Origin of the sequence: Serratia sp. (in: enterobacteria) (genome assembly GCF_052400455.1) — a bacterium.
In the GTDB taxonomy this organism is placed as follows: Bacteria; Pseudomonadota; Gammaproteobacteria; order Enterobacterales; family Enterobacteriaceae; genus Serratia; species Serratia ureilytica.
In genome coordinates, this window is record NZ_CP185812.1 from 1,023,261 (window position 1) to 1,037,196 (window position 13,936).

The window sequence follows — 13,936 nt, forward strand, 5'->3', positions numbered from 1 at the left end:
CACGTGCAGCTCAGCTCTTAATCGACCATCATATTGATGTTGAGGTTGTACATAATCCAGAGTGAACCTACAACAACGATACCGATGATCATAGCGGTGAACAGCAATGCCACCAGGTTCCAGCGCTCTTCCGATGAGGTGTTCATGTGCAGGAAGTAAACCAGGTGAACAATCACCTGGATAACCGCCATACCGACAACAACCGCCAGGATGGTGGAATGAGAGGCAGTGCCGTTCATTACCATCGCAAATGGAATTACCGTCAGGATGATCGACAGGATAAAGCCGATCAGGTATGACTTCACGCTGCCGTGGCTTGCGCCGCCGTGAGAGGTTTCATGGGATGAATGGCTCATTACATAACCCCCAGCAGGTAGACAACGGTAAATACGCAGATCCAGACCACGTCCAGGAAGTGCCAGAACAGGCTCAGGCACATCAGGCGGGTTTTGTTGGTCGCGGTCAGGCCGAACTTGCTCACCTGAATCATCAGCACGATGATCCAAATCAGGCCGGAAGTCACGTGCAGACCGTGGGTGCCGACCAGCGCGAAGAAGCTGGACAGGAACGCGCTGCGATCCGGACCGAAGCCTTCGGCGATCAGGTGATGGAATTCATAGATTTCCATCGCCACGAAGCCCAGACCGAACAGGAAGGTCAGGAACAGCCAGGTGTTTACACCGCCAACTTTACCCTTGTTCATGGCGATCATCGCCATGCCGTAGGTGATGGAGCTGAATAACAGCAGGAAAGTTTCGACCAAGACAAACTTCAGGTCGAAGATGTCTTTGCCAGAGGGACCGCCGGCGGTCCCGTTCACCAGGACTGCATAAGTCGCGAACAAGCTCGCAAACAAAATACAGTCGCTCATCAGGTAGATCCAGAATCCGAAGACCTTGGTCTCACCCGCATCGTGGTGCCCATGCTCTGCATGGGCTGCGTTATGATTGGTCAGAGTTTCAGTTGACATGGTTCACGCCTGCTTTACGGATTTGTTCGTAGTGTTGGTTCTCAATGCGCTCGATTTCATCAACCTGCACATAGTAGTCAACATCGTGATCGAAGCTCTTGCCGATCCAGACGACGATCATACCGATGAAACCGGCCAGAGCCATCCACCAGATTTCCCAAATCATTGCGAAACCGAATACCAGGCTGAAGAAGGCGATGATAACGCCAGCGCCGGTGTTCTTAGGCATATGAATCGGTTCGTACTTAGCCGGTTTCTTATAGGCTTCGCCTTTTTCTTTCATGTCCCAGAATTCATCACGGTCATGAATCTGCGGCACTACGGCAAAGTTATAGAACGGCGGTGGAGAAGACGTTGACCACTCCAGAGTACGAGCGCCCCATGGGTCACCGGTCAGATCGCGGTTCTGTTCGCGGTCACGGATACTGACGAAGATCTGGGTCAGCTGGCACAGGATGCCGCAGGCGATCAGCGCCGCACCGCCGGCTGCAACCAGCAGCAGAGGGTGGAACTCAGGGTTGATGTTCTGGCTGATACGACGGGTCATGCCCATAAAGCCCAATGCGTACAGCGGCATGAAGGCGGTGAAGAAGCCGATGATCCAGAACCAGAACGCGCGGATGCCCCATTTTTCGTTCAGCGTGAAGCCGAAGGATTTCGGGAACCAGTAGGTCAGACCCGCGAAGCAACCGAACACCACGCCGCCGATGATGACGTTGTGGAAGTGCGCGATCAGGAACAGGCTGTTGTGCAGCACGAAGTTCGCGCCCGGCACCGCCAGCAGAACGCCGGTCATACCACCCACGGAGAAGGTGATGATGAAGCCAACGGTCCACAGCATTGCGGAGTTGAGCTTGATGCGGCCCTGATACATGGTGAACAGCCAGTTGAAGATTTTCACCCCGGTCGGGATGGAAATGATCATGGTGGCGATACCGAAGAAGGCGTTAACGTTCGCGCCGGACCCCATGGTGAAGAAGTGGTGCAGCCATACGATGAACGACAGAACGGTGATCGCGATGGTTGCCCATACCAGTGAGGTATAGCCGAACAGGCGTTTTCTGGAGAAGGTCGCGGTGACTTCGGAGAACACGCCGAACACCGGCAGAACCAGAATGTACACCTCTGGGTGACCCCAGGCCCAAATCAGGTTGATGTACATCATCATGTTGCCGCCCATATCATTGGTGAAGAAATGGGTGCCCAGATAGCGATCCAGGGTCAGCAGCGCGATGGTGACGGTCAGAATTGGGAAAGAAACGATGATCAGGACGTTGGTACACAGCGCCGCCCAGGTGAACACCGGCATCTTCATCATAGGCATGCCAGGGGCACGCATCTTCAGAATGGTGGCGAAGAAGTTCACGCCGGTCAGCAGGGTACCCAGACCGGAAATCTGCAGACTCCAAATCCAGTAATCGACCCCGACGCCAGGACTGTACTCTTTACCCGACAGCGGCGGATACGCCAGCCAACCGGTCTGAGCGAATTCACCGACCCCCAGGGAGATGTTGATCAGCACAACGCCCACCACGAAGAACCAGAAGCTCAGGGAGTTCAGGAACGGGAAGGCGACGTCGCGCGCGCCGATTTGCAGCGGCACCACGACGTTCATCAGGCCGACCACGAAAGGCATCGCCATGAAGAAGATCATGATGACGCCGTGCGCGGTGAAGATCTGGTCGTAGTGGTGCGGCGGCAGGAATCCGGCTTCGCCGGCGGACGCCAACGCCTGCTGGCTACGCATCATGATGGCGTCGGCGAAGCCGCGCAGCAGCATGACCATCGCCACGACGATATACATGATACCAATTTTTTTATGGTCGACCGAAGTCAGCCATTCGCTCCACAGCCACTTCCATTTGCCGAAATAGGTCAGCAGCGCCAGCACTGCCAGGCCCCCGACGATAATTGCGGCTACGGTGACCATGATGATCGGTTCGTGGTACGGAACCGCATCAAGTGTTAATTTTCCCAACATCAGTTATTCCTCGGCTCCGGCGTGAGCAGCATGTTCACCCATGTCCATACCTTGGCTCATGTCCATGCCTTCGTGCGCGCCAGCGCCCTTGTGCATATCCATGTCGCCCATGAATTTGGCAATTGTTTCTTTGAACAAATTCGGTTTGACAGCGGCAAAGTACTCGACCGGGTTGTTTTCACTCGGCTCTGCCAGTTTGTTAAAGTCGTCGGTGGTGTTCAGGTTTTTAGGCGATGCCTTCACCTTGGCCACCCACTGATCGAAGTCGCCTTCGGTCGGGGTAACGATCGCGGTGAATTTCATACCGGAGAAGCCTGCGCCGCTGTAGCTGCTGGAGATGCCCTTGTAGGCACCGGCTTCGTTGCCGATCAGGTGCAGTTTGGTCTGCATGCCGGCCATCGCATAAATCTGTCCACCCAACTGCGGGATAAAGAACGAGTTCATTACCGAGTTAGAGGTGATCTTGAATTCGACTGGAACATCTTTCGGGAAAGCCAGCTCATTAACGGTCGCAATGCCTTGTTCCGGATAGATGAACAGCCATTTCCAGTCGAGCGACACCACTTCGATCGTCATCGGCTTCTTGTCGGTGACAATCGGCTTGAACGGGTCGAGTTCGTGGGTAGTCTTCCAGGTAATGGTGCCAAGGATGGCGATGATAATGATAGGAATGGTCCAGACGACCGCTTCGATCTTGTTGGAGTGGGCCCAGTTCGGACTGTACTTGGCGTCTTTGTTGGAAGCGCGATACTTCCAGGCAAAGGCGAACGCCATGAAGATAACTGGCACCACCACGATCAACATCAACGCGATTGCAGTGATAATCAGTGTCCGTTGCTCAACACCAATTGCTCCTTTGGGATTCATCAAAACCATATCGCAGCCACTGAGCAATACAGTGCCTGCAATTAATGACAGCATCCCAATACTTTTATTGTATTTCTTAAGTCTCATCTAACGACCTCAATAACAAAGGCTCAATTGTCGTTTCATGTGTGCGGGCATTTTACGGGAAGGTTGCAGTACTGTAAACATGCTTAAGGGAGTGTCAGCGGCTTGTTGACACTTTCTGTTAAGGGGGTCACAGATGTAACCCTGCGTGACAATTTACCAATGACAACAACGCGTTGGCACGCTGAATCGTGACGAGCAGTCCGTATGTTAAGGAAAACTAAAGGTATGATGAATCTGGCGAAGAAATGCGCGGCGGGGAAATACGCAGAAAAGGTTTATTTAATGTAAAATAATTGTGTCTTAAAGGTGAATTTAATTTTATTTCCGAGCGCCGCAGTCGGATAAAAAAATAATTTTCTCGCTGATTATCTTTTTTTAACGAAATAAATACACCCCCGGATCGCTTTTTTTCGGCCGGCAAAATCGCCGGCCGGTCGGGTTACGCCAAACGAGCGCGGCGCAGCGCCAGATAATCCAGCATGCTGCCCATCGCGACGCCGAGCAGGCTCAATGCGGCGCCGATCTGCAGCAGCCGGTCGGCCAACAGCGGCGCCTGCGTCCAGTCGAGCGCATTGGCGATCAGCAGCAGCAACCACAGCCCCAGCAGCGAGCAGCCCAGCGTCAGCAGGCGCAGCGCCCAGCGGTAAGCCTGGGTAAACGCGGTGCGCGGCATAAAGTCGCCATGCTGCTGGGTGTGTTCCAGCGTCTGGCGGCAGACGCCGAGCAACAGCAAGCCCGGCAGCGCGGCGGCGATCGAAAACAGATAGAACAGCGGCCAGCCATGGGCTTCGACGAACCAGCCGGCGATCGGCCCGACATAAACGCGGCCCACGGCGGACAGCGCCGACAGCAGCGCGAACTGGGTGGCGGAGAACGAACGGTTGCATAGCGTCATCAGCAGCGCGACGAAGGCCGCGGTGCCCATGCCGCCGCACAGGTTTTCAAGGAAGATGGCGCTGCCCATGGTGAGCAGGTTCTTGTCGGTCACCGCCAGGATCCAATAGCCGAGATTGGAGACCGCCTGCAGGACGCCGAACAGCATCAGGGCGCGGAACAGGGTGAGACGCTGCATCAGCACGCCGCCGAACAGAGCGCCGACGATGGTGGCGAACAGCCCGAGGGTTTTGTTCACCAGCCCCACTTCGCCGGCGTCGAATCCCACGCCGCGGATCAGGAAGGTGGTGCTCAGGCTGCCGGCGAAGGCGTCGCCCATTTTGTACATCACGATCAGCAGCAGGATCAGCCAGGCGTTGTTGCGGCCGAAGAAATCGCGCAGCGGCGCGACGACCGCCTGTTCCATGGTGCGCGGCGCCGGGATGCTTTCATCCGGTTCCGGCGCCATCAGCGTGGCAGTCACGCCGATCAGCATCAATCCGGCCATCAGCCAGTAGGTGGCTTGCCAGCCGAAATAGCGATCCGCCAGCCACAGCGCCAGGCCGCCGGAAACCAGCATCGCCAGCCGATAACCCAGCACCGATATCGCCGCGCCCGCGCCGCGTTCTTCGGCTTTCAGCAGGTCGGTTTTATAGGCGTCGAACACGATATCTTGCGAGGCGGAGCAGAACGCCACCAGCACCGCCAACGCCGCCAGCCACCACAGGTGCTGCGCGGGTTGCATAAAGCCCATCGCCACGATCGCCGCCACCAGCAGCAGCTGGCTGATCAGCAGCCAACCGCGCCGCCGCCCGAGGAACGGCGGGGTATAGCGATCCATGAAGGGCGACCAGAGGAATTTGAAGACGTAGGCCTGGCCCACCAGCGAGAAGATGCCGATGGTTTTCAGATCGATGTTTTCGACGGTCATCCAGGCTTGCAGCGTGCCGGAGGTCAGTGCCAGCGGCAGACCCGACGCGAAGCCCAGCAGCAGCAGAATGGCGGAGTTACGCTGGGTGAAGATGTTCAGATAGTGTTTCGACATGAGTTCCCTGTCTGCGCCGCCCGATCCGCCGGGCGGTGCCAGGCGCGCCGATTAGCGCGCGTTTTGCTTGATAAAGTCGTTGACGCTGGTGTCCTGCGCCATGTCGGCGATCACGTCGCCCAGCACGGAGTTGACGGCGTCGGTGATCTTGTCGTTGGTCGCCGTGAAGGCGCCCTGCACGTTATAGGTCGAGCGGTAGTTTTTCACCTGCTTGTTGCCGTTCTTCGCCTGGGCGATGATCGAGATGTCGGCTTTGGTGGTGATGTTGTAGCGCAGGTTGCCTTCGGATACGTCCGCGTACAGATTATTGACGACCACCTGCAGCGCGACCGGGCCGTCGGCGCCAATCATGTAACCGCGGGCGCCCATTTGTTTCTCCAGCACTTCCTGCAGCAGGAAACGCAGATCGCGCGACGGCGTCAGCGTGACCAGTTGGCCGTCGCGGTTTACCTTGGCCAGCGCCTGATCGGTGCGCTGATCCGCGCCGTTGATGCTGATGGTGATGCCCTGCAGGGTCGGATCCTGCTGCGGCAGAACGATTTTCGGCGTGACGTTCAGGGTGTTGCTGCTGGTCGCGCAGCCGGCCAGCAGCAGGGCGGCCAGCAAAGGAAGACAAAGTTTCTTTAACATGTTTTCTGTCTCATTCTCGATGGATTTAGCAATAATCAGAGCGGGATAGCCGACAACGAATTGCCGACATCATAGCATCGCCGCCGTGCGGTGGAAGCGCGGAAGGCGCCTGAGTGACAAATTTTTACCTGCCGTTGATAAAAACACGCTTTTTTGGCCCGCTCAATCGGATAATCCCCCAAGCGGCGGGGATGACGCTCATCCTCTGACCGCAGAAAAGAGAAATTTGTCCAGGCGATGGTCTAAACGGGGGAAAACCGGCTAATATTGAACTAGATGGGCACGGTCCTCTGCCGGTGTTGTAAGGAGATCCTATGATTCGCGAGCAAATAGAAGCAAAGTTAAGGGCGGCGTTTGAGCCCGCGTATCTGGAAGTCGTTGATGAAAGCTATCGTCATAACGTTCCGGCGGGTTCAGAAAGTCATTTCAAAGTGGTATTGGTCAGCGATCGCTTCGTCGGCGAACGGTTTTTGACGCGTCACCGCTCCATCTACGGGGTATTGTCGGAAGAGTTGGCCGATGGCGTACACGCGCTGGCGCTGCACACCTATACGCTCAAAGAGTGGGAAGGGTTGCAGGATACCGTGCCGGCCTCGCCGCCGTGCCGCGGCGCCGGGACGCTGGCCTGAGGGGGAAATTTTCAGGTATCAGTGGAACTTTGCCCTCGAATTAGGGTATTACTACTGACGAATTTTGAAACGGCCTGCGGGCCGTTTCTGTTTTTGACGACGACACGGCCGATGCGCAATATGGCCAACGTTCGGTCTGTTTTGGCGGCCTTTTGGCGATCGAATCGACAAAAGTGTGATTTTTAGCGCGCCTGCGCCGCCTAGCTTTCCTCGACTCGCCATGCATGCGCCGCTATAATGTCGCGTCTTATTTTTCCGGAATGGTTTCGGGACGCTTCTGTCATCAGGGAACTCGGTTCTTATTTGTAGCCGTCCTGGTTCTTGGAACGGAGTTGACCGAGCACTGTGATTTTTTTGAGGTAACAAGATGCAAGTTTCAGTAGAAACCACTCAAGGCCTTGGGCGCCGTCTCTCTATTACTGTACCGGCTGATACTATCAAGCAGGCGGTGAAGAAAGAGCTGATCAACGCAGCGAAAAGCGTGCGTATCGACGGCTTCCGCAAAGGCAAAGTGCCGATGAACATCGTGGAACAGCGTTACGGCGCCTCTGTTCGTCAGGACGTGCTGGGCGAAGCGATGCAGCGCAGCTTCGTTGACGCTATCATCAAAGAAAAGATTAATCCGGCCGGCGCACCAAACTACGTGCCGGGCGAGTACAAAGAAGGTGAAGACTTCACTTTCGCCGTTGAATTCGAAGTGTATCCAGAAGTTGAGCTGAAAGGCCTGGAAAACATCGAAGTTGAAAAACCAGTAGTGGAAGTGAACGACGAAGACGTCGACGCGATGCTGGACACTCTGCGCAAGCAGCAGGCGACCTGGAAAGAAACCGATCGCGCGGCGGAAGCTGAAGATCGCGTGACCGTTGACTTCACCGGTTCTATCGACGGTGAAGAGTTCGAAGGCGGCAAAGCGTCCGACTTCGTGCTGGCAATGGGCCAGGGCCGCATGATCCCAGGCTTCGAAGAAGGTCTGGTCGGTCACAAAGCGGGCGAAGAGTTCTCCATCGACGTGAACTTCCCGGAAGACTACCACGCGGAAAACCTGAAGGGCAAAGCGGCCAAATTCGCTATCGTGCTGAAGAAAGTTGAAGAGCGCGAGCTGCCGGAACTGACCGAAGAGTTCATCAAGCGTTTCGGCGTGGCGGACGGTTCCGTTGCCGGTCTGCGCACCGAAGTTCGCAAGAACATGGAGCGCGAGCTGAAAGGCGCCGTGCGTAACCGCATCAAGTCTCAGGCGATCGAAGGCCTGGTGAGCGCGAACGAAATCGACGTGCCTGCTGCGCTGATCGACGGTGAAATCGACGTGCTGCGTCGTCAGGCTGCACAGCGTTTCGGCGGCAACGAGAAGCAAGCGCTGGAACTGCCACGCGAGCTGTTCGAAGAGCAAGCCAAACGCCGCGTAGTGGTTGGCCTGCTGCTGGGCGAAGTGATCAGCACCAACGACCTGAAAGCTGACGAAGACCGCGTGAAGACGCTGATCGAAGAAATGGCCTCCGCCTACGAAGATCCGAGCGAAGTCATTGAGTTCTACAGCAAAAACAAAGAGCTGATGAACAACATGCGCAACGTGGCTCTGGAAGAGCAAGCGGTTGAAGCCCTGCTGGCAAAAGCGAAAGTGACTGAAAAAGCCACTACCTTCAGCGAGCTGATGAACCAAACTCAACAGGCGTAATGCCTGCGTGCCGGGCGCGATGAACGGCGCCCCCGGTTTCGCCTGGCGAACCGGCGCACGATGAAAAAGCCCGCAACCTCAGGTTGCGGGCTTTTCTTTTTGCCACGTTGCTGATTAATCTCAGGTTAAGCGGGGCAATATGCACTATATTTACCCTGTTGCCTGGGGAACTGGCTGGCATGATAACGGTCAGAATAACGGCATCGTTTCCGGCGCGCGGAGAAAATCGGCCTCTGGGCTTGAAATCGCGCCGGGCTCCCCCAATCTGTAAAGAATAATTCTGGGGCTGTTTGCCAAAGTGCGCGGGATGAAATAACCGTCGGGTACGTGTGGCGCGGGTCGAATGCTTGAGCATAGTCATCATGGCCGTTCTCAAGTAGAATCGGCGTATTAGGGTGACACCCTGGCCGCCAAGGCAATTTCTATTAGGAGACGGTAATGTCATACAGTGGCGAACGAGATCAATTTGCACCGAACATGGCGCTGGTGCCGATGGTGGTAGAGCAGACTTCACGCGGGGAGCGTTCTTACGACATCTATTCCCGCCTGCTGAAAGAGCGCATCATTTTCCTGACCGGCCAGGTGGAAGATCACATGGCCAACCTGATCGTGGCGCAAATGCTGTTCCTCGAAGCGGAAAGCCCGGAAAAAGACATTTTCCTCTACATCAACTCGCCGGGCGGGGTGATCACCGCGGGCATGTCGATTTACGACACCATGAAGTTCATCAAGCCGGACGTCAGCACCATCTGTATGGGGCAGGCGTGCTCGATGGGCTCCTTCCTGCTGACCGCGGGCGCCAAAGGCAAACGTTTCTGCCTGCCGAACTCGCGCGTGATGATTCACCAGCCGCTGGGCGGCTACCAGGGCCAGGCGACGGACATCGAAATCCACGCGCGTGAAATCCTCAAGGTGAAAGCGCGCATGAATGAACTGATGGCCGAGCATACCGGCCAGCCGCTGGAGCAGATCGAGCGCGATACCGAGCGCGATCGCTTTATGACCGCGGAAGAAGCCGTGGAATACGGCCTGGTTGACGGCATTCTGACACACCGCAGCTAGAACCACGCGGCGCCGATGGACTATAGTAATCAGAGTGGGCAGGGGCTCGCTCTGTTGTAGCCTCCCGGCGTTCCCGATATGAGTTTGGGCGCACTGCCGCCGTGATTTTCCTGCGGGACAAGACTAAAGAAGAGGTTTGACTGATGACAGATAAGCGCAAAGACGGTTCAGGAAAGCTGCTGTACTGCTCTTTTTGCGGCAAAAGCCAGCATGAAGTGCGTAAGCTGATTGCCGGGCCGTCAGTGTATATCTGCGATGAATGTGTCGATCTGTGTAACGACATTATTCGCGAAGAGATTAAAGAAGTTGCCCCGCATCGTGAGCGCAGTGCGCTGCCGACGCCGCACGAAATCCGCCACCACCTGGATGACTATGTCATCGGTCAGGAGCAGGCGAAGAAAGTGCTGGCGGTTGCGGTGTACAACCACTACAAACGCCTGCGCAACGGCGATACCAGCAACGGTATCGAGTTGGGCAAGAGCAACATCTTGCTGATTGGCCCGACCGGCAGCGGCAAGACTCTGCTGGCGGAAACGCTGGCGCGCTTCCTGGACGTGCCGTTCACCATGGCCGACGCCACCACGCTGACCGAAGCCGGTTACGTGGGCGAGGACGTGGAAAATATTATCCAGAAGCTGTTGCAAAAATGTGACTATGACGTGCAGAAAGCGCAGCGCGGCATCGTTTATATCGATGAAATCGATAAGATTTCCCGCAAGTCCGACAACCCGTCTATCACGCGTGACGTTTCGGGTGAAGGCGTGCAGCAGGCGCTGCTGAAGCTGATTGAAGGCACCATCGCCGCGGTTCCGCCGCAGGGCGGGCGCAAGCATCCGCAGCAGGAGTTCCTGCAGGTCGATACCTCCAAGATCCTGTTTATCTGCGGCGGCGCATTTGCCGGCCTGGATAAGGTGATCGGTCAGCGCGTCAACACCGGCTCCGGCATCGGCTTCGGCGCGACCGTCAAGGGCGAGTCCGAGAAGGCCACCGAAGGCGAACTGTTGCTGCAGGCCGAACCGGAAGACCTGATCAAGTTCGGTCTGATCCCTGAGTTCATCGGCCGTCTGCCGGTGGTGGCGACCCTGAGCGAGCTGAGCGAAGACGCGCTGATTCAGATCCTGAAAGAGCCGAAGAACGCTCTGACCAAGCAGTATCAGGCGCTGTTCAACCTGGAAGGCGTGGAGCTGGAGTTCCGTGACGAAGCGCTGAACGCCATCGCCAAGAAAGCCATGGCGCGCAAAACCGGCGCCCGCGGCCTGCGTTCCATCGTGGAAGGCGCGCTGCTCGATACCATGTACGATCTGCCGTCGATGGACAGCGTGGATAAAGTGGTGATCGACGAGTCGGTGATCGCCGGTCAATCCAAACCGCTGCTGATTTACGGCAAGCCGGAAGCCCAGGCGTCTGGCGAATAATTAGCCAGTTAAACCAGCGCGTTATCAGCAAAATGGGGGATTTCATCCCCCATTTCTTTTTCCTGCATTCTTGCCGTTGAATGTAAGAGATTCATCCCCATATACTCATTAACCAGATTTTATGAAACGTTAGATGCTTGCGTCTCATGAGATTCCCCCTCAACCTGGCGGAAATTAAACTAAGAGAGAGCTCTATGAACCCTGAGCGTTCCGAACGCATTGAAATCCCCGTTTTGCCATTGCGCGACGTGGTGGTTTATCCGCACATGGTGATCCCGTTATTTGTTGGCCGGGAAAAATCGATTCGGTGCCTCGAAGCCGCAATGGATCACGATAAGAAGATCATGCTGGTGGCACAGAAAGAGGCCTCAACGGATGAACCTGGCATTAACGACTTGTTCTCGGTTGGCACCGTAGCGTCGATCCTGCAGATGCTGAAGCTGCCGGACGGCACGGTAAAAGTGCTGGTCGAGGGGCTGCAGCGCGCACGCATCACTACGCTGTCCGACAGCGGTGAGCATTTTGCCGCGCAGGCGGAATACCTTGAATCGCCGGCTATCGACGAGCGCGAGCAAGAAGTGCTGGTGCGCACCGCGATCAATCAGTTTGAAGGCTATATCAAACTGAACAAAAAAATCCCGCCGGAGGTGCTGACGTCACTGAACAGCATCGACGACGCCGCGCGCCTGGCGGACACCATCGCCGCCCACATGCCGCTGAAACTCAGCGACAAACAGTCGGTGCTCGAGATGTCCGACATCACCGAGCGTCTGGAATACCTGATGGCGATGATGGAGTCGGAGATCGACCTGCTGCAGGTTGAGAAACGCATCCGCAACCGCGTTAAGAAGCAGATGGAGAAGAGCCAGCGCGAGTACTATCTGAATGAGCAGATGAAGGCGATTCAGAAAGAACTGGGTGAGATGGACGACGCGCCGGACGAGCATGAAGCGCTGAAGCGCAAGATCGATGCGGCGAAAATGCCGAAAGAGGCGCGCGAGAAAACCGAAGCGGAACTGCAAAAGCTGAAGATGATGTCGCCGATGTCGGCGGAAGCGACCGTGGTACGCGGCTACATCGACTGGATGCTTCAGGTGCCGTGGAACGCGCGCAGCAAGGTGAAAAAAGACCTGGTCAAGGCGCAGGAAGTGCTCGATACCGATCACTACGGCCTGGAGCGCGTCAAGGATCGCATCCTCGAGTACCTCGCGGTGCAGAGCCGCGTCAGCAAAATCAAAGGGCCTATCCTGTGTCTGGTTGGGCCGCCGGGCGTGGGTAAAACCTCGCTGGGGCAGTCGATCGCCAAAGCGACCGGGCGCCAGTACGTGCGCATGGCGTTGGGCGGCGTGCGTGACGAAGCGGAAATCCGCGGTCACCGCCGTACCTACATCGGATCGATGCCGGGCAAACTGATCCAGAAAATGGCCAAGGTTGGGGTGAAGAACCCGCTGTTCCTGCTGGATGAGATCGACAAGATGTCTTCCGACATGCGCGGCGATCCGGCTTCCGCTCTGCTGGAGGTGCTGGATCCGGAACAGAACGTGGCGTTCAACGACCACTACCTGGAAGTGGATTACGATCTGTCCGACGTGATGTTCGTCGCCACCTCCAACTCGATGAACATCCCTGCGCCGCTGCTGGACCGTATGGAAGTGATCCGTCTGTCGGGTTATACCGAGGACGAAAAGCTCAACATCGCCAAACAGCACCTGCTGCCGAAGCAGCTTGAGCGCAACGCGCTGAAAAAAGGCGAGCTGACGGTCGACGACAGCGCCATCATCGGCATCATTCGCTTCTACACCCGCGAAGCCGGGGTGCGCAGCCTGGAGCGCGAAATCTCCAAACTGTGCCGTAAAGCGGTGAAAACGCTGCTGATGGATAAGAAGCGCAAGCACATCGAGATCAACGGCGACAACCTGAAGGACTACCTGGGCGTGCAGCGCGTCGATTACGGCCGTGCGGATACCGAAAACCGCGTGGGCGAAGTCACCGGGCTGGCGTGGACGGAAGTGGGCGGCGATCTGCTGACCATCGAAACCGCCTGCGTGCCGGGCAAAGGCAAGCTGACTTACACCGGCTCTCTGGGTGAAGTGATGCAGGAATCGATTCAGGCGGCGCTGACCGTGGTGCGCGCGCGCGCGGAGAAATTGGGCATCAACGCCGATTTCTACGAGAAGCGCGACATCCACGTGCACGTGCCGGAAGGGGCGACGCCGAAAGACGGCCCAAGCGCCGGTATCGCGATGTGCACCGCGCTGGTCTCCTGCCTGACCGGCAACCCGGTACGCGCCGATGTGGCGATGACCGGCGAGATCACGCTGCGCGGCCAGGTATTGCCGATCGGCGGCCTGAAAGAGAAACTGTTGGCGGCGCATCGCGGCGGCATCAAAACCGTGCTGATCCCTTACGAGAACAAGCGCGATCTGGAAGAGATCCCGGACAATGTAATCGCCGATCTGGAGATTCATCCGGTGCAGCGAATCGATGAAGTTTTGAACATTGCGTTGCAAAACCCGGCCTTCGGCGCACTGCCGGTAGCGGCAAAATAGTGACGAATCGCAAAAACCATTGATAAAACTTATACTGGCAAGCCATTTCGGACTTGCCAGTATTTTTTTGTACCGCTAAGTTAGATCTCTGTCGGCCCACGTTTTGCCACGCAGTCGGTGGCTTGCCAAGGTTCGATGGGATTGATATAACAGCTG

At 56.6% G+C, this 13,936-nt stretch carries 11 protein-coding genes; 5 read left to right on the forward strand and 6 right to left on the reverse strand.

Annotated features, from left to right (window positions below; genetic code table 11):
• Window positions 1–17: 17 nt before the first annotated feature.
• The 6 genes from ACORQT_RS04870 to ACORQT_RS04895 all read right to left on the reverse strand — a co-directional run bounded on the left by ACORQT_RS04870 (window position 18) and on the right by ACORQT_RS04895 (window position 6,453).
• Entirely contained in the window at window positions 18–356 is a 339-nt protein-coding gene (locus tag ACORQT_RS04870; RefSeq protein ID WP_004940369.1) for a cytochrome o ubiquinol oxidase subunit IV, read from the reverse strand.
• On the reverse strand, window positions 356–970 hold the full coding sequence (locus tag ACORQT_RS04875) for a cytochrome o ubiquinol oxidase subunit III (RefSeq protein WP_004940367.1): 615 nt from the start codon (window positions 968–970) through the stop codon (window positions 356–358). The genes ACORQT_RS04870 and ACORQT_RS04875 overlap by 1 nt, the downstream gene beginning before the upstream one ends.
• Window positions 960–2,951, reverse strand: coding sequence for a cytochrome o ubiquinol oxidase subunit I (gene cyoB / locus ACORQT_RS04880; protein ID WP_033642067.1), 1,992 nt, complete (start codon window positions 2,949–2,951; stop codon window positions 960–962). Before cyoB ends, ACORQT_RS04875 begins: the two co-directional genes overlap by 11 nt.
• A 3-nt stretch (window positions 2,952–2,954) precedes the next feature.
• Entirely contained in the window at window positions 2,955–3,905 is a 951-nt protein-coding gene (cyoA, locus tag ACORQT_RS04885; protein WP_033642069.1) for a cytochrome o ubiquinol oxidase subunit II, read from the reverse strand.
• A gap of 439 nt (window positions 3,906–4,344) precedes the next feature.
• Entirely contained in the window at window positions 4,345–5,823 is a 1,479-nt protein-coding gene (gene ampG, locus ACORQT_RS04890) for a muropeptide MFS transporter AmpG (RefSeq protein WP_164057379.1), read from the reverse strand.
• A gap of 51 nt (window positions 5,824–5,874) precedes the next feature.
• Complete coding sequence (locus tag ACORQT_RS04895) at window positions 5,875–6,453, reverse strand: lipoprotein (protein WP_042783787.1); 579 nt, start codon at window positions 6,451–6,453, stop codon at window positions 5,875–5,877.
• 314 nt (window positions 6,454–6,767) lie between these two features.
• Between ACORQT_RS04895 and bolA the strand changes: the two genes are divergently transcribed.
• From bolA to lon, 5 genes are all read left to right on the forward strand, one after another.
• Entirely contained in the window at window positions 6,768–7,082 is a 315-nt protein-coding gene (gene bolA, locus ACORQT_RS04900; RefSeq protein WP_004940361.1) for a transcriptional regulator BolA, read from the forward strand.
• A gap of 367 nt (window positions 7,083–7,449) precedes the next feature.
• Complete coding sequence (tig, locus tag ACORQT_RS04905) at window positions 7,450–8,754, forward strand: trigger factor (protein WP_031300019.1); 1,305 nt, start codon at window positions 7,450–7,452, stop codon at window positions 8,752–8,754.
• 438 nt (window positions 8,755–9,192) lie between these two features.
• The gene (gene clpP, locus ACORQT_RS04910) at window positions 9,193–9,816 is read left to right on the forward strand and encodes an ATP-dependent Clp endopeptidase proteolytic subunit ClpP (RefSeq protein WP_016928858.1); all 624 of its coding nucleotides are present in this window, start codon (window positions 9,193–9,195) and stop codon (window positions 9,814–9,816) included.
• Between the two features lie 143 nt (window positions 9,817–9,959).
• Complete coding sequence (gene clpX, locus ACORQT_RS04915; protein ID WP_004940354.1) at window positions 9,960–11,231, forward strand: ATP-dependent protease ATP-binding subunit ClpX; 1,272 nt, start codon at window positions 9,960–9,962, stop codon at window positions 11,229–11,231.
• A 194-nt stretch (window positions 11,232–11,425) separates the two neighbouring features.
• Window positions 11,426–13,780: an endopeptidase La gene (gene lon, locus ACORQT_RS04920; protein ID WP_019454189.1), complete on the forward strand. Its 2,355-nt coding sequence runs from the start codon at window positions 11,426–11,428 to the stop codon at window positions 13,778–13,780.
• Window positions 13,781–13,936 lie beyond the last annotated feature (156 nt).

Coding starts and splice junctions, on each gene's coding strand:
- ACORQT_RS04870 (WP_004940369.1), bottom strand. CDS start 356: ATGAGCCATTCATCCCATGAAACCTCTCACGGCGGCGCAAGCCACGGC.
- ACORQT_RS04875 (WP_004940367.1), bottom strand. CDS start 970: ATGTCAACTGAAACTCTGACCAATCATAACGCAGCCCATGCAGAGCAT.
- cyoB (WP_033642067.1), bottom strand. CDS start 2,951: ATGTTGGGAAAATTAACACTTGATGCGGTTCCGTACCACGAACCGATC.
- cyoA (WP_033642069.1), bottom strand. CDS start 3,905: ATGAGACTTAAGAAATACAATAAAAGTATTGGGATGCTGTCATTAATT.
- ampG (WP_164057379.1), bottom strand. CDS start 5,823: ATGTCGAAACACTATCTGAACATCTTCACCCAGCGTAACTCCGCCATT.
- ACORQT_RS04895 (WP_042783787.1), bottom strand. CDS start 6,453: ATGTTAAAGAAACTTTGTCTTCCTTTGCTGGCCGCCCTGCTGCTGGCC.
- bolA (WP_004940361.1), top strand. CDS start 6,768: ATGATTCGCGAGCAAATAGAAGCAAAGTTAAGGGCGGCGTTTGAGCCC.
- tig (WP_031300019.1), top strand. CDS start 7,450: ATGCAAGTTTCAGTAGAAACCACTCAAGGCCTTGGGCGCCGTCTCTCT.
- clpP (WP_016928858.1), top strand. CDS start 9,193: ATGTCATACAGTGGCGAACGAGATCAATTTGCACCGAACATGGCGCTG.
- clpX (WP_004940354.1), top strand. CDS start 9,960: ATGACAGATAAGCGCAAAGACGGTTCAGGAAAGCTGCTGTACTGCTCT.
- lon (WP_019454189.1), top strand. CDS start 11,426: ATGAACCCTGAGCGTTCCGAACGCATTGAAATCCCCGTTTTGCCATTG.